Genomic DNA, 15,728 nt, shown 5'->3' with positions numbered 1-15,728 from the left:
AGTTCACGGTTCTCCCGCTCCAACGCCGCGATGCGGTCAGCGTCCTCACTCGTGGTGCCCGGGCGGACCCCGCCGTCGATCTCGGCCTGACGAACCCAATTGCGCAACGCCTCGGGATGGACTCCGAGCTGATCGGCGATCCGCTTGATCGCACCTCTCGACGAATCGGGATCTCGTCGCGCTTCACATGCCATCCGGGTGGCCCGGTCCTTGAGTTCCTCACTGTACTTGCGTGGTGCTGCCATGCTCTCCATCCTTCACAGGTTCGAGAGCCTCCGACAGACCCGGGGCGGTTCAACCACCAGCCAGCCGCGTACCAAGGTCAGTGCAGCTAGCGTTTGAATTAGGACGCAACTCATCTATCACGGGCGACGGTGCTGCGTCATGCTTATGCCCCTCCTACCTGTTGACGGAATGGTCGGGATATTCAGCGACCGACGCTTGTCAGATCCCCATGGGTCCGTCCGCGTGACTTTTGCGATGGTCAAGGGGCGAGCCGGAAACGGTCGATGTCACCCGGCCACCAGCTCGCAGTGCCCAGCAGCACCGCTAGCGCCGGGACTACTAAGGTCCGCACCAGGAACGTGTCGAGCAGCAAACCGACACCGATGATGAACCCGATTTGCACCATCACATCGATGGACCCGACCATCAGCCCAAACATGCTGGCCGCGAATATCAACCCAGCCGAGGTGATGACCGACCCGGTGTAAGCGACGGTACGCATTACGCCGACCCGCACGCTCCACCTCGTTTCCTCTCTCAGCCGTGACACCAGCAGCATGTTGTAGTCGGCGCCCACCGCCACCAAGACAATGAACGACACCAGTGGCACGGGCCAGGCGATCCCGGCACCGAGGATGTGTTGAAGTACGAGCACACCAATACCGAGAGCCGCCATGTAGTTCAAGACGACGGTTGCAAGGAGATAGACAGGTGCAACGACGGCCCGCAACAGCAGCATCAGGATCAGACCCACGATGAGAAGGGTGGCTATGCCGAGCAGTTTGAAATCGTACGACAACAGTCGCTGGACGTCGGCATTGATCGCAGGAAAGCCCGCAACAGAAGCACGTCCGCCCTCCAGAGTGGTGTTCGGCATCGCGTTCTCGGCGACGCTGGACAGCTCGTTCGCCAGCGTCATTGCATCGGCAGAGTATGGGTCGTAGGCGGTCTGTACCGCATAGCGCACGGTTTTCCCGTCGGACGAGATGAACTGTCGAGCGACCTGACTGAACTGCTGGTCCTTGAACGCATCCGCGGGGAGATAGAAGCCGGTTGCCGAGTCAGAATCGCCGACCTCCCGTGCGGGAGCCCGAAGCTGTGCGGCGACCTGTGCCAGTCCACTGAGTAGCTGAAGGTTGCTGTCCACCAGAGCACCGACTCCGTTCGACAACTGACGCGCGCCGTCGGCAAGTGCGCCGACGCCGGATTCGAGTTGCGAGAGCCTGTTCCCGAGGTCCTGTCCGCCGATGGCTTGTAGTGCAGAATCCAGCGTTTGAAGAGAACGCTGCAGCTGTGCAATGTTGGTCGAGCCTGGCGCACTCACGCGGCCGAGCTGCGCGGCAAAGTCAGCCACCCTCCCAAGCGACTGATCATCCGCGAGTGCCCGGATGTCGGCCATTTGCGCGCGCAGTGCCGAGCACTGCGCGATCTGCTGGCACCACGGATTGTCTAACGCGGACAACGCCGGCGCGACCGCATCTGCCGCAGACTGGGCCCGACGTGCGAGTTGAGACAGCTCGGGCGCTTGCTTGGAAAACTGTCTAAGCCTTGGGGCAGCGTTCGCCAGTTGGTTCACAAGCGGCCGATACTCGTCGAGCTGCGGGCCAAATGACGACACCTCGTCGAGCAACCCCGACAGCGGAGCGAGGTTGGAGGATATCTGGTCTTCTAACAGTGCCAGGCCTCCGGCGAGCTGCTCTGACCCCGTCTTCAGGACGGCCAGATCACCCTTGCGGGCCTGTCCATCACCGGTCTCCTCGGTGATCTTGGTACCGATCTGATCATTCTGCCAAGATAATTGCGCCTGCTCTAGCTTCTCACCGGTCGGCCGCGTCACGCCAATGACCCTGGTCACGCCGGGAATCTGCGCGACGCGGGAGGCTAGCTGGTCGAGGTCGGCAAGGCCTTGAGCCGTGCGCATGTCGTTCTCGGACTCCACCACCAAGAATTCTGAGATGATGATGTCTTTCGGGAAGTGGCGGTTGAGAAGCGCGTATCCTTCGTTGCTCCCTGTGTCAGGTGGCTGCCCCTCGCGATCGTCGTAGGTGATCTGAATTGTTGCGGCGACCATGGCGAGGCCGATCAACACGACCACACTGATCGCGAGCAGAGGGACCGGCCGCCGGATAACCATGACTCCGACTCTTCTCCAGTAATCCCGCGTCAGGTCACGGCGGGGAAGGCCGGCGCCTTTCTTGGCAGCGAAAGAGAGTACGAGGGGCAGCAATGTCACCGTCGCCAAGAATGCGAAAGCTATGGCGATTGCGCAGGCCGGACCCAAAGTGTTAAACACACTGAGCTTGGCGAAGGCCATAGCCAGGAACGCTAGGGCCACAGTGCCCGCCGACGCTAGAACCACGCGGCCGATAGTTGCATTCGCGTGGGCGATAGCGACATCAGGAGAGTAACCCGCTCGAATACCTTCATGATAGCGGCTGATGAGGAACACCGAATAGTCAACTCCGGCACCAAAGATGATGACGGTCATGAACATTGACGTGAACTGGGATACCGGCATGCCCAGCTCGCCCAGTCCAGATAGAACTCCGCGACCCACAGCCAAGCTCATGCCCACGACAAGCAGCGGCATCAGCGCGGTGAAGACCGAACGATAGACGATCAGGAGGATCACGGCGATCAGCAGCACGGTGGCAACAGTGATCAGGACCAGATCCGACTCGCCCACGGCGAGTTGGTCGCTAAAGGTCGCGGGCGGGCCTGTCACACGGACTGTCGTCCCACTGTCACGAAAGATACTCTCAGCGATCTCACGCACCGCTGCGACCGCCTCCGCGGTATCGGGTCCCCCGAGTGTGCCGGCCACTCCCACGGGCAGATACCAGGCTTGCTTGTCTTTGCTGAGAGCCTGACTTGCGGTGAGGGGATCGCTCAGCAGGTCCCGGACAGCGATGACGTGCCTGTCGTCCGCCCGCAGGGTGTCGACAAGCACGTGATATCGATCGCGGGTGTTGTCGGACAGGCCTGCACTGTTCTCCATCACAACGAATACTGTGGTCTTGGCGCCGCGCTCGTCGAAAGATGCACCCATACGGTCCAAGGTCTGAAAAGACGGGACTCCGGCCGGGATCGGATCCACAGATTGTTCCCGTATCACTGACTCCAGTTGAGGAAAGAGAAGGCCTAAGCCGATGGCGGCGCCGAGCCAGACCAGCGTCACAATTCCCTTGCGGCGGAGGGTAAACCATGCAACCCGCTCAAGGGTCGGACTGTACTCGCCGAGTTTCTCGCCCCCTCTCGACGGGCGGGTTCGAATGGGAGACGAACTCACCATGTGCAATATCCTCTCGACCTGAAGTGGGCGACCCAATCGTGCGGACCCGTTTCGCGAATGTCCGTGCGGCGGTGGATGGTTGTCACTTGTGGTGGTGCTCGACCATGTTCTCGACTTCCTCGAGAGTGGTGGGCAGGTGGTATGGCGGAGTGCTCTTGCCTGAGATGCGGTATCGGCCCCAGAAGTCGGGATCCCCGACGACACACTCCGCTCGGCCCTCGGGGGTCGTAAATACAGCGATCGCGCGGGCGCCTTTCAGGAGCCCGTCGAGCTCATCATTCTTCTGAATCCGGCCATACCAGGTGTACAGGCCGTTCAGCGGCTGGAAATAGCCTTTGATCTTCGCTTCGACATGGATCTCCGCCCCGCGGCACACCAGGGTTCCTTCGCCGGAGTAGTCGAGGTCATGGTCGTCAGACATGCAGTCCTACCTTCTTCGCACTGAGCGTTGACAAATATCGCAGTTCGTGGATACTAGCAGTACCAGATACTATGAGTAATGGGTACTGGGCGCCAGGCCCCGACTCCCAGCCTTGAACGACCGAGGAGAAGACATGACCGTGCAGGATGTCCAGATGAACCCCGACTTTTCGAAGGAGGGCATGGCTCGGGTGAACGGGCGTAAGCCCGTCGACATGGAACGATCTGCGGGTCGATTGCTGCGGTCTTCCGCGGAGAAGTTCTACGACGCGGAGATCGACATCGACTGGGAGTCGCCCTGGGAGGAAGGCAAGTGCTTTCTGCCAGAGCATCGAGTGTCGCTATACGGCACCAGGCTGTGGGACAAGATGACTGAGGAGCAGCGTCGCGAGTTGGGGCGCCATGAGATCGTGAGCATCCTCAGTTTCGGCATCTACGCAGAGAATCTGTTGAGTTCAGCGCTTCTGCGCATGTCGGCGAAGGGGGCTTTAACCGATCAGAAGTCTCTATACGCGTTGACAGAGATCGGCGATGAGTCCCGCCATTCCACTATGTTCGCGCGCCTCATCAACAAGACGGGCGTGCCCCCCTACAAGCTTCCTAAGGGCTTCTTGAGCTTCGCGAAGATCCTGCATTTCGTCCCTCTCGGGCCGTCGGTGTCTGGAGCTACGCTGTTGATCGAGGAAATCCTGGACCGCGCCCAGCGCGAGGCGATGAACGACCCCAGTATGCAGCCTCAGCTTCGCCAGCTCATGAAGATCCACGTCCTTGAGGAAGCCCGTCACATTACCTTTGCGCGACTGGAGATGATCGAAGGCATGCAGCGTCGTCGTAAGGCGACGCGCGCTTGGCACCGAGGGGTGCTTGCCGTCATCGCGAACCTGGCGTACCCGCTGCTCATTAATCCGAAAGTGTACCCCGCAGTGGGAATTAGTCGCTGGCGTGGCGTGTGGGCGCAGCAGACCAGCCCAAACTATCGGACCAACCTGCAATTTATGTCGGAGCCCATGATTCGGTTCTTCCATGAGGCGGGAATGTTGGAAGGCAAGTTCACAATGGCCATGTGGCGTGCGACGCGGAGCCTTCCCGACGATCTTCGCTGATCTCCGTTCACGCGGCCGAGCCGTCGTGATCGACATCAGTTAGACCTGTGCGGAGCATTCTCGATGGCTTCGCGATCACTTCCGCCTCAACAGATCACCTGCCGCCACTGTGCGCAGGTGATGTGTTGTGCGATCCAACCTACGAGGGAGAAAGCATAAACATGGCATCATCGACTACCCGGCGCGCCTCGCGCGCAACCGCCAAGACGGATTCAACCAACGACCCGATTTCGACCAAGATTCTGATTATTGGAAGCGGGTTCTCTGGTCTCGGGATGGCCGCGCAGCTTAGACGTCGCGGGTATAGCGATTTTCTGATTCTGGAGAAGGCAAGCTCCGTCGGTGGGACCTGGCGCGACAATACCTATCCGGGCTGTGCATGTGACGTTCCGTCGCTGATGTACTCGTACTCATTCGAGAGTCGAGGTAGCTGGTCGAAGGTGTGGTCGTCACAGCCAGAAATTGAGCGGTATCTACAGGATGTCGCGGATAAGCGTGGCGTGACACAAAAGATTCATTTCGGTCAGAAGTTGGTTTCTGGATACTGGAGCGAGTCGGAGTCGCGGTGGCACCTGCGTACTGAGTCCGGACGTGAGTACATTGCTCAGTTCGTGGTGTCAGGAGTCGGTGCGCTGCATATCCCCAATTTTCCCGAAATTTCGGGGATTGAGGACTTTAAAGGCGAAGCGTTTCACTCCGCACAGTGGGATCATTCGGTGGATCTGGAGGGCAAGCGTGTCGCCGTGATCGGCACTGGTGCCAGCGCTATCCAGTTTGTACCTTTCGTGCAGAAGGAGGCCATGTCCCTCAAGGTCTTCCAGCGAACCCCTGCCTGGGTCCTACCCCGCAAGAATTTCTCCGTTCCGCCGGCCCTGCGGACTCTTCTGAGTAAACTCCCGATTGCACGTCGTATCGCCAGGTGGTCGGTGTACTGGGGTGCGGAGAGCCTGGCCTTCGGCCTCAACGGTCACTCTAACCTCATGCGGCCAATTGAAAAGGTCGCTCGGTGGAACATTGAACGCTCCATCTCTGATCCGGCATTGCGCAAGAAACTGACCCCGTCGTATCGTATCGGCTGTAAGCGGATTCTGGGGTCAAACGACTATTACCCGGCGCTTGCGGCACCTAACACCACTGTCATCAGCGATCGGATTGAGAAGGTGACCGCTGATTCCATCATTTCTTCAGACGGTGTCGAGCATCTCGTGGACGTTATAATTTATGCGACCGGTTTTCACGTGACTGATGGTTTCGATCAGCTCGCCCTGAAAGGTGCCACTGGCGAGGATCTCCCGTCCCACTGGCATCAGACGGGGATTAACACGCACCTGGGCATCACGACCGAGGGTTTTCCCAACCTGTTTTTCCTCCTCGGACCCAACACGGGCCTCGGCCACAACTCAGTGGTGTTCATGATCGAGCAACAGATCAAATACATCATGAAGGCCATCGACACAGTAGAAAGCCGAGGCGCTGAGAAGGTTGACGTACGCCCGTCCGTGCAAGAACAGTTCAACACCGACATCCAGCGGAAGCTGGCCAAGGGAGTGTGGACCAACGGCGGCTGCACGAGTTGGTATCTCGACTCGCAGGGCGTCAACCGGACCGTGTGGCCGGGCTTCACATGGCAGTACTGGCGCGCCACGAAAGATTTCGAGCCCGCCGAGTACGACATCGCCTGAGCCCGAACGCACGGAGAGACACGATTCGAAGAGATGGTGGGACGACGGTGAGCAGTTCTAATCGGCATGACTATACCGGCAAGGTGGCAGTGATCACCGGTGCCGCGTCAGGGATCGGTCGGTCTCTGGCACTCCAGTTGGCGGAGCGAGGTGCCGCACTGGCACTGTCCGACATTGATGAGATGCACTTGAAGGAGACTGCAGAACTTTGCCGCACCACGCATGGGGCAACGGTAACCGCCGCCGTACTAGACGTTGCGGACCGCGCTGCTTTTCAGGACTATGCCGACGGAGTGCGGTCAGAGTCGGGCCACGTCGACATGGTGTTCAACAACGCCGGCGTGGCCTTGGGCGTCGACGTGGTCGACATGAGCTGGGAAGACTTCGACTGGCTCATGGGCATCAACTTTGGCGGAGTCGTTAACGGGTCGAAGGCGTTTCTGCCTCACCTGATCGCGTCCGGGGACGGACATCTCATTAACACGTCGAGCGTCTTCGGCTTGATCGGAATCCCCAGCCAAAGCGCCTATAATGCCGCGAAATTCGGCGTCAGAGGCTTCACCGAGGCGCTCCGACAGGAGATGAAAATCAGTCGATACCCGGTCACAGTGACATGTGTGCACCCGGGGGGTGTAAAAACCAACATCGTCAACAATGCCCGAGGCGTTTCCGCCATGGGGGCAGACACCGCGACTGTCGCCTCGCTGTTCGACAGGATCGCACGAAGCACCCCGGATAAAGCAGCGGCGACAATCCTCAAAGGTATGGACAAGAAGAGAGCGCGAGTGCTGATCGGTGCGGACGCCCGCGGTTTCGACTTCGTGGCACGGGTGATCGGTCCCCGCTACCAGGACATCGCGGCGCCACTGACACGAGCGGGTTACGCGGTCGCACGTAGACAGGGGATCCTCAAGTGACCGTCGAACCCGATTCACGTCCGGCTGCCGCGGCGGCCCGCTCACGCACCTTAACCGTCTCGGAAGTGATCCAGGAAACGAAAGACTCCGTTACCATTTCGTTCGAAATCCCCGACGCCATGGTCGAGGAATTCAAGCATACCCCAGGGCAATTCATCACCGTCAAGATCCCATCTGATCGGACCGGTCATGTCGCACGGTGCTACTCATTGAGCAGCTCGCCTCACGTCGACGACTTCCGTCTCGAGATCGGCATCAAGCGGACCGAGAACGGTTACGCATCGAACTGGCTGTGCGATAACGCGATTACGGGAATGGAATTGACCGTCCTCCCGCCGTCAGGGCATTTCACGGCGAAGAATCTCGACGTTGATTTTCTATTCTTCGCAGGAGGAAGTGGGATCACTCCGGTCTTTTCGCTGATTAAGTCGGCACTTGTGTGCGGCGGGGGCGAGGTCACACTATTCTACGCGAACCGCGATGCCGAGTCGATCATGTACGGGGGGCAACTGACGCAGATCGTCTCCGAGTTTCCTGAGCGTTTCACCGTCTTCCATTGGTTGGAGTCGGCTATGGGTATTCCGACGCCTCAGAATGTCGAGTCCGCCATACGTGAGCACCGCGGTGCACAGATCTTCACCTGTGGTCCGGCGCCGTTCATGGATCTGGTGCAGAAGTCGGCGGAGGCCTGCGGTGTCGAGCACTCCTCGGTACATCGAGAAGTCTTCCAGTCACTGACCGGGGATCCGTTCGATACAGCCACGATGCGTCAGCTTGGTGACGACGACGGTGTGGCGACCGCTACGGTCTATCTGAATGGGCAGTCCATCACGACTGAGTGGCCGCGCAACACGCCGTTGCTCGACGTGCTACTGGCCCAAGGCCACAATGCCCCGTACTCCTGCCGAGAAGGAGCCTGCAGCGCGTGTGTATGCAAGCTGGTCGAGGGTGATGTAGAAATGGCCCAGAACCACATCCTCGTTGAGGGTGATGTTGCCGACGGTGAACGGCTCGCATGCCAGGCACTTCCGCTGACGGATTCTGTCACGGTGAGCTTCGATGACCTCTGAGTTTGCGAGTGCGTCGCGAGGATCGCGTGACCTCGAGGTCCTTTCCTCCGACGGGACCAAGTTGTTCGCTCAGGAATTCGGTCCGGGCCGGGATGCTCCGCTCCTAGTCTTTAGTCACGGCTGGGCTTGTCAGGGACGTTTCTGGCGTCCGCAGGTCGAGCAGTTCGCGGCGACGCATCGGGTGGTGGTCTACGACCAACGCGGACACGGGTTGAGCGACCGGGGCCGGGTACCGTTCTCGGCGAAGCTCTTGGCCGATGATATGGAGGCCGTAGTCCGGGCAGTGGCGACTCCCGCCGACAAGGCTGTCGTGGTCGGACACAGCATGGGAGGCATGTCCATCATGAGTTGGGCGGCTGAGTACCCCGCCTCGGTTTCGGAGCTGGCCCGCGGAGTAGTACTGGCAAGCACCGGGCCATCACAGTTGGTGGATCGGTCTACATTGCTCAAGGTTCCCCGACAGCTACGACCGAGACTTGAGCGGGCCTTCGCGGCCAGTCTTGCAGTCGCCGGACCCGAGATGCAGGGGACGCGTTTGTCTCGCCGCCTGATTCGTTACGGAACCCTGGGCCCGGGCGCGACTGCCGAGGTAGTCGACGAGTGCGCCGACATCGTGTTGCGATGCCCACCACAGGTGCGCGGGATGTGGGGTTCAGTGTTGGCGACAATCGACGTCAGTAAGGGGGTTGACTCGCTGGAGGTGCCGGCGACGGTCATCGTAGGTGATGCCGACAGACTGACCCCAGCGACCCATTCAGTGGATCTCGCAGCGCGCCTGGGTCGGAAGGGCGTTCTATTTGAATTCACTCTTCTTGACAAAGTCGGTCACATGTCCAACCTAGAGGCCGTCGAAGACTTCAATTCAGCCGTGGCCAGATTAGACAAATCCGCCTGACGCGGGTCTCGTCGACCCAACCCATGTTCACTGGCTAGTGCGTCACTGGCGCGACAAGTCAGCCATCCTGATAACGTAGGAGGTCATGTCTGTAGTCCGTCGCATCTCCGCGGCCCCGGTGAAAGTGCAGCGACGTGTGCGCGACGCTCGAAGCACGCGCTGGGACGACCACCGCGCCGTCGTCAAAGCTGAACTCGTCGATGCAGCGATACGCGCGATCGAAAAGTTCGGCGATGCCGTGAGCATGGACGATTTTGCGGAAGAGGCTGGTGCGTCGAAGCCTAAGCTCTACCGCCATTTCGGTGACAGGGCTGGGCTCTACTCCGCCGTGGCAGCCCGTCTGGGTTCTATGATGTGGGAGTCAGCGCAGTCAACTCTGCTCTCCGGACAGGCAGACAGCACCGTCGACGAACTTTTCCGTTCAGCGGTGTCCGCATACGTATCCTTGGTTGATGAACATCCAGCGGTCGTCCGTTTCCTCATGACGAACCACATGTTCCAGTACTCTGAGTCCGGCGAGGGTGGGGCCGCAGATCAGCTGAGATCGGCAATGGAGATTATTTCCGACGAGTTCGCTCGTGGCCTCCGAGAGGTCGATGCCGAGGAGTCCCCCGTCGCCGTAGCAGTAGCCTCCATTCTGGGGGCTGGCCTATCAGCGACCCAGTGGTGGATCGATCACGGTCGGCAGAATGGAATGAGCAGGGACATGTTTGCCGCGCACCTGTGCCAGACCTCGTGGGGGATCATAGACGGCGCTGCAGCCACAGTAGGCGTTCGATTCCATAGGGACAGGCCCTTAGGCGACCCTGGATTCGCCACTCGCCTCGACGCCGTCTGATCCCCTTCGTACGGGTGGTCCGCCCTGTGTCACGCACGCGGCAGAACTGCTCACACAAACGGAGCGCATTTCACAATCCTGACTGCTGGCTGTCATGGGGGATCATCCTTGGTCGCCGCTCATCTTAGTAGCGGAGCGCTACAGACGGTACTGTTGACGACAGTGCCACAGTCGTGGCGGCACTCATAAGGCCCCCCTCGAGCCTTCCATCGGTACCGCCACTGGCAGTTTCGTTCTGTTACCGACGGTATTGGTGTGCAGTCAGAGGTTCTTGATTTGGTTTCGTAGGGAGTGGCCAGGGTGGAAACCATCGATTTCGACGATGTTGACCCGAGGCGGGTTCGGTCGCGTCAGCGTTTGTTGGATGCTGCGGTGACCTTGCTGAACAGTGGCGGGGTCGAAGCCGTTACCGTGGAGGCGGTCACTCGACTGTCTCGTGTTGCTCGCACCACCTTGTATCGTCACTTCGAGAGCTCCACAGATCTGGTGGCGGCTGCCTTCGAGCGATTGTTGCCTCAGGCCGAGACCCCCGAGACGACGACGTCGATCCGTGATGACCTGCTGAAGCTGATGCAGCGGCAGGCTGAGCTTATTGAGCATGCACCGCTGCAGTTGACGACGCTGGCATGGTTGGCAATGCTTCCCGAGCAGCCCCGGCAATCCGGGCAATCCGACGGGGATCAGAACGCGCTCGCGCCACTGCGTCGTCGAGTCGTCGAGCAGTATCGAGAACCATTCGATCGAGTTTTGACGAGTGACGTGGCCACGGCTGAGCTCGACAACTTCGATTTGACCATGGCTGTCACCCAGCTCGCGGGCCCGCTGATCTTTGCCAAGCTCACGGGCATTCGGTCGATGACCGTTGGCGATCTCGAACAGCTTGTCGACGATTTCCTCATGGCCCACCGGCGACACCAAACCTCCTGACCTCCTTCCCCATCTACGGTACTGCTAGTACCGTAACGATACCGTCGGTTTCGTAGACGGGCTGGGTCGAGGGTGAGGTGCTGCATATGGTGGTCCAACGTCCAAGTGGTGGGCGCTTGGCGGCGCGCCGGTTGGCGGAACGCAGCGAGTACAGCACGACATTGGGGCGGTTGGCACGGTTCACCTTGGCGCACAGATTCCTCGTCATCGGGGCGTGGGTGGCTGTGGGTATCGTCTTGGCGATTCTGTTTCCCCAGCTGGAGACGGTGGTGCGGCAGCAGTCTGTTGATCCGATCCCTGCTGGGGTTCCATCGTTTCAAGCACTCGATCAGATGGGTGGTGCGTTCGGTGAGAAGGGCGCCAAGACCACTGTTTTCGTGACCATGGAGAACCCGAACGGGTTCACCGACGTGGCGCGGGAACGCTACGACATGCTCGTTCTGCAGCTGCGCGAAAATTTCGACGATGTGCAGTCAGTGCGGGATTTGCTTTCCGATCCGACGACGGCCGGCCAAGCCTTGAGTGAGGACGGGCAAGCCTGGTACCTGCCTGTCGGGGTCACCGGAACATTGGGAGGGCCAACGGCCACGCATGCTGTGGAGACCGTGCGCCAAACCGCGCAGCGCGTGTTTGACGGTACGGGCACCACTGTCCATGTCACCGGGCCGACAGCCACTTTCAGTGACCAGATCGTCAGTGCTGAAAGCGATTTAGTCGTGATCACTCTGGCGACGGTGGCGCTTATCGCGATCATTCTGTTGATCGTTTACCGATCGCTGTTCACCGCGCTGGTGCCGTTGTTGGTGATCGGTGTCAGCCTCGGCGTGGGCCGTGGCATCTTGTCCGCACTCGGCGAACTCGGTATGCCGGTATCGCAGTTCACCGTCGCGTTCATGACCGTCATCCTGCTCGGAGCCGGGGTCGACTACTCAGTCTTCTTCATCAGTCGCTATCACGAACGGCTACGCCAGGACGCCACCACCGAGGTTGCGCTCGTGGACGCGACAGCAACTATCGGACGGGTCATCCTGGCTTCAGCTGCCACGGTGGCGCTGGCCTTTTTGGCGATGGTCTTTGGTCAGCTGAGCGTGTTCTCCACCTTGGGTCCGGCATGCGCGATCGCCATCCTCATCGGATTCCTCGCCACGGTCACCCTGCTACCACCGGTGTTGCTGTGGGCGGCACGATTCGGCTGGGGCGCACCCAGGCGAGATCTGACCCGAAAGTACTGGAATCGCGTCGCCGTGCTCGTCGTGCGGCGTCCTGTGCCGCTGCTGGCACTAACCCTGGTCGGGCTAATCGTGCTTAGCGTCTTCGCGACGGGCATCCAGATCACCTTCGACGATCGTGAGGGGCAACCCGCGACAACCGACAGCAACGAAGGCTACGCGTTGCTCGACCGTCATTTCCCTCAAGACGTCACTATCACCGAGTTCCTCGTCGTAGATGCACCGATCGATCTCCGTACTGCCAGCGGGCTGGCCGATCTTGAGCAAATGGCCTCACGTGTATCCCAGATCCCCGGAGTGACTCGAGTCATCGGCGTTACCCGTCCCACCGGGGACAAGCTCGAGCAAGCCGAGCTGTCCTGGCAGAACGGCCAGATCGGGAACCGGCTGGCGGGTGCGGTCGACGATGGCCAGAACCGCCGCGGTGACCTCGAACAGCTCCGTACAGGCGCATTCCAACTCGCCGACGGGCTTACTCAGCTCGACACCCAGGTACGCACCAACTTGGCCCCCCTGGCCGGCATCCTCGATCAGGCAAGCACAGCCGGGCAGCAAATTCAGCAGTACCAGCCACTACTACGCCAACTCGCCGCATCTGCACCAGCGCTCGATCGCGCTTCTCAGAATGCCCCACAGCTGGCCGCGCTCACCCGCCAAACATCTGCAGCCCTGGCAACAGTGACCTCGATCCTGCCCATCCTCGATAATGCGCCCTGGTGCACCCAAGTCCCGCAGTGCGCAGCTCTGCGCGCGCAGACCCGCAATCTCGACGCCCTACTGAGCAACGGGACCCTCGACCAGATCGCCACGCTGTCAACACAACTCGCGCAGCTGGATACACCGATCTCAACAGTCACCGACCAACTCACTTCCACCGTCAACTCACTGGGCTCCACGCTGGGAAGCATCAGCAGCCAAGACCTTCCCGGCAAGCTCACCCAACTGCAAACAGGTATCAGTCAACTCGCGGCGGGATCACGCCAACTCGCCGCCGGTGTATCCGCGCTGATCGACAGCAACCTTCAACAACTCGCCGGGATGGCCGCGCTAGCCACACAACTACAAACCTCCGCCCGCGAGACCGCCGGAACAAACTCAGCAACCGGCTTCTACCTCCCACCTCAGGCCAACGCAGACCGCCGTTTCGTCGACGTCGCTCGCCAGTTCGTCTCGCCCGACGGCCATACCGTGCGCTACGCAATACAAACCAGCTTCGACCCCTACAGCACCGAGGCCATGCAACTGGCCGACACAATCACCGATGTCGCACTCGCCGCCAGACCGAACACAACCCTGCAGGACTCCAACATCGCGACAGCCGGGTTCCCCGCCATCAACGCCGATCTGCAACGTCTACTCACCGAAGACTTCCGACTCCTAGCGTTGGCCACCCTCACCATCGTCGGCCTGATCCTGATACTCCTACTCCGAGCACTCATCGCGCCGCTATACCTTCTGGGCACCGTCATACTCAACTACACCGCGGCACTGGGTATCGGCGTCCTGATCTTTCAACACATCCTCAAAACCGACATCGCCTGGCCCGTACCACTACTGGCCTTCATAGTCCTCGTCGCGGTCGGCGCCGACTACAACATGCTTCTCATCTCTCGCCTACGCGAAGAATCCCAAAACAACATCCGCATCGGCGTCCTGAGAACCGTCACCAACACCGGATCAGTCATCACCTCGGCCGGCCTCATCTTCGCTGCCAGCATGTTCGGACTCATGGCCGGATCCATCTCGATCATGACCCAGGTCGGACTCATCATCGGCATCGGCCTGCTGCTCGACACCTTCATCGTCCGCACCATCGTCGTGCCGACCATCGCCACACTTGTCGGCAGAGCAAGCTGGTGGCCGAGTACCCGAACCGACACGCATCCAGCGTCCCGCTAGTACGCACGCACGTGCCGAGATCTGACCGGCCCCGCCAGTCATCCAGCCATCGCGCCCACCTCATCGACTGACACCCGCTCGACGGTCGGCCGCGGCACCACACCCGACCCACGTGCGAGCGCCCCTCGCGTCGTTGACGCTGGTAGAACTCGCAGGAGGGCCCGTCGCGGCGTTGGGGACTGTCGCTGATTCGGTGTAAGTGGTTTTGATCGCCCCCGGCGTGGGGCAGGAGGAATCACGACGATGACCGACACAATCGGGGGCGTGGATGCCCCGGTGGCAGGGCCGGTTCAGACCGGTCAGGAACACGATGTCACCACCGCGGATGCGGTGCGTGAGCTCTCGAAGGCCGAGCAGGCTTTGGTGAGCGATCTGGTACGTAGCTCACGCGCTCAGGGAGTGGCTCTGACCGGTCCTGACGGGCTGCTCAAAGCGCTGACCAAGAGCGTGCTCGAAGCCGCGCTCGATGAAGAGATGACCGAACATCTTGGCTATGACAAACATGACGTGGCCGGCCGCAACACCGGCAATTCACGCAACGGCACGCGCACGAAACGGGTCCTGACCGACGCGTGCGGGCAGGTGCCCATCGAGGTGCCCCGCGACCGCAACGCCACCTTCGACCCGGTAATTGTCGGTAAGAGCAAACGTCGCGTCACCGATGTGGATCGGGTAGTGCTGTCGCTGTATGCCAAAGGCCTCACAACCGGCGAGATCTCAGCGCATTTCGCCGATGTCTACGGTGTCAACGGCGGCTGAAAACTGACCCCTTATCGACGGTTGAATTTTGACCCCCTTTGGTGTGGTTACTGGTCGGTGTTGACGAGTTCTCGTCGGGCTTTGGTGCGGTAGGAGTCGCCGTCGATAGCGATGACCTCGGCGTGATGGACGAGGCGGTCGATGAGTGCGGCGGCGACGACGTCGTCGGCGAAGTGAACCGCCCCGGGTCTGTCGGAGGCTCTCGAACCTGTGAAGGATGGAGAGCATGGCAGCACCACGCAAGTACAGTGAGGAACTCAAGGACCGGGCCACCCGGATGGCATGTGAAGCGCGACGAGATCCCGATTCGTCGAGAGGTGCGATCAAGCGGATCGCCGATCAGCTCGGAGTCCATCCCGAGGCGTTGCGCAATTGGGTTCGTCAGGCCGAGATCGACGGCGGGGTCCGCCCGGGCACCACGAGTGAGGACGCTGACCGCATCGCGGCGTTGGAGCGGGAGAACCGTGAACTG

The 15,728-nt window shown here is 60.5% G+C and carries 12 protein-coding genes and 2 pseudogenes; 10 read left to right on the top strand and 4 right to left on the bottom strand.

The genetic code is table 11. The features are described from left to right. The 3 genes from CA982_RS25315 to CA982_RS25305 form a co-directional block, all read right to left on the bottom strand. Positions 1-245 (bottom strand): transposase (locus CA982_RS25315; RefSeq protein WP_158097829.1); only part of this gene is annotated, 245 nt, incomplete at its 3' end. Between the two features lie 239 nt (positions 246-484). Continuing rightward, positions 485-3,517 (bottom strand): MMPL/RND family transporter, encoded by a 3,033-nt coding sequence (locus CA982_RS25310; protein WP_014928953.1) that lies wholly within the window; start codon positions 3,515-3,517, stop codon positions 485-487. A gap of 82 nt (positions 3,518-3,599) precedes the next feature. Then, positions 3,600-3,938 carry a DUF4873 domain-containing protein gene (locus CA982_RS25305; protein WP_004021766.1) on the bottom strand — a complete coding sequence of 113 codons (339 nt, stop codon included), beginning with the start codon at positions 3,936-3,938 and terminating at the stop codon, positions 3,600-3,602. 133 nt (positions 3,939-4,071) lie between these two features. On the opposite strand from CA982_RS25305, the gene CA982_RS25300 reads away from it, so the two are divergent. The 9 genes and pseudogenes from CA982_RS25300 to CA982_RS25260 form a co-directional block, all read left to right on the top strand. Continuing rightward, a complete protein-coding gene (locus tag CA982_RS25300; RefSeq protein WP_004021765.1) occupies positions 4,072-5,040 on the top strand; it encodes an AurF N-oxygenase family protein in 969 nt (322 codons plus the stop codon). Positions 5,041-5,201: 161 nt separating this feature from the next. Continuing rightward, positions 5,202-6,722 carry a flavin-containing monooxygenase gene (locus tag CA982_RS25295; RefSeq protein ID WP_004021764.1) on the top strand — a complete coding sequence of 507 codons (1,521 nt, stop codon included), beginning with the start codon at positions 5,202-5,204 and terminating at the stop codon, positions 6,720-6,722. A gap of 47 nt (positions 6,723-6,769) precedes the next feature. Continuing rightward, positions 6,770-7,639 (top strand): SDR family NAD(P)-dependent oxidoreductase, encoded by an 870-nt coding sequence (locus tag CA982_RS25290; protein WP_004021763.1) that lies wholly within the window; start codon positions 6,770-6,772, stop codon positions 7,637-7,639. Then, on the top strand, positions 7,636-8,709 hold the full coding sequence (locus tag CA982_RS25285) for a ferredoxin--NADP reductase (RefSeq protein ID WP_004021762.1): 1,074 nt from the start codon (positions 7,636-7,638) through the stop codon (positions 8,707-8,709). Before CA982_RS25290 ends, CA982_RS25285 begins: the two co-directional genes overlap by 4 nt. After that, the gene (locus CA982_RS25280; protein ID WP_004021761.1) at positions 8,699-9,604 is read left to right on the top strand and encodes an alpha/beta fold hydrolase; all 906 of its coding nucleotides are present in this window, start codon (positions 8,699-8,701) and stop codon (positions 9,602-9,604) included. Before CA982_RS25285 ends, CA982_RS25280 begins: the two co-directional genes overlap by 11 nt. An 85-nt stretch (positions 9,605-9,689) precedes the next feature. Further along, positions 9,690-10,442 (top strand): TetR/AcrR family transcriptional regulator, encoded by a 753-nt coding sequence (locus CA982_RS25275; protein ID WP_004021760.1) that lies wholly within the window; start codon positions 9,690-9,692, stop codon positions 10,440-10,442. A 300-nt stretch (positions 10,443-10,742) separates the two neighbouring features. Continuing rightward, positions 10,743-11,369, top strand: coding sequence for a TetR/AcrR family transcriptional regulator (locus CA982_RS25270; RefSeq protein WP_004021759.1), 627 nt, complete (start codon positions 10,743-10,745; stop codon positions 11,367-11,369). 86 nt (positions 11,370-11,455) lie between these two features. Next, positions 11,456-14,497: an MMPL/RND family transporter gene (locus tag CA982_RS25265; protein WP_033206569.1), complete on the top strand. Its 3,042-nt coding sequence runs from the start codon at positions 11,456-11,458 to the stop codon at positions 14,495-14,497. A 243-nt stretch (positions 14,498-14,740) separates the two neighbouring features. Then, positions 14,741-15,247 (top strand): annotated as a pseudogene (locus CA982_RS25260) (transposase); the annotation flags it as partial. Positions 15,248-15,303: 56 nt separating this feature from the next. Here the strand turns inward: CA982_RS25260 and CA982_RS25255 are convergent. After that, positions 15,304-15,447 (bottom strand): annotated as a pseudogene (locus CA982_RS25255) (ATP-binding protein); the annotation flags it as partial. A 35-nt stretch (positions 15,448-15,482) separates the two neighbouring features. Here CA982_RS25255 and CA982_RS25250 point away from each other — a divergent pair. Beyond that, positions 15,483-15,728, top strand: a 246-nt coding sequence (locus tag CA982_RS25250) for a transposase (RefSeq protein ID WP_158097829.1), incomplete at its 3' end; no start/stop codon positions are given.

Source organism: Gordonia lacunae, from assembly GCF_002149015.1.
Lineage (GTDB): Bacteria > Actinomycetota > Actinomycetes > Mycobacteriales > Mycobacteriaceae > Gordonia > Gordonia lacunae.
This window is presented reverse-complemented; position numbering and strand designations above follow the sequence as displayed.

What these genes read in the sequence shown, in the direction of transcription:
- CA982_RS25310 (WP_014928953.1), bottom strand. Translation starts at nt 3,517, where the DNA reads ATGGTGAGTTCGTCTCCCATTCGAACCCGCCCGTCGAGAGGGGGCGAG.
- CA982_RS25305 (WP_004021766.1), bottom strand. Translation starts at nt 3,938, where the DNA reads ATGTCTGACGACCATGACCTCGACTACTCCGGCGAAGGAACCCTGGTG.
- CA982_RS25300 (WP_004021765.1), top strand. Translation starts at nt 4,072, where the DNA reads ATGACCGTGCAGGATGTCCAGATGAACCCCGACTTTTCGAAGGAGGGC.
- CA982_RS25295 (WP_004021764.1), top strand. Translation starts at nt 5,202, where the DNA reads ATGGCATCATCGACTACCCGGCGCGCCTCGCGCGCAACCGCCAAGACG.
- CA982_RS25280 (WP_004021761.1), top strand. Translation starts at nt 8,699, where the DNA reads ATGACCTCTGAGTTTGCGAGTGCGTCGCGAGGATCGCGTGACCTCGAG.
- CA982_RS25275 (WP_004021760.1), top strand. Translation starts at nt 9,690, where the DNA reads ATGTCTGTAGTCCGTCGCATCTCCGCGGCCCCGGTGAAAGTGCAGCGA.
- CA982_RS25265 (WP_033206569.1), top strand. Translation starts at nt 11,456, where the DNA reads ATGGTGGTCCAACGTCCAAGTGGTGGGCGCTTGGCGGCGCGCCGGTTG.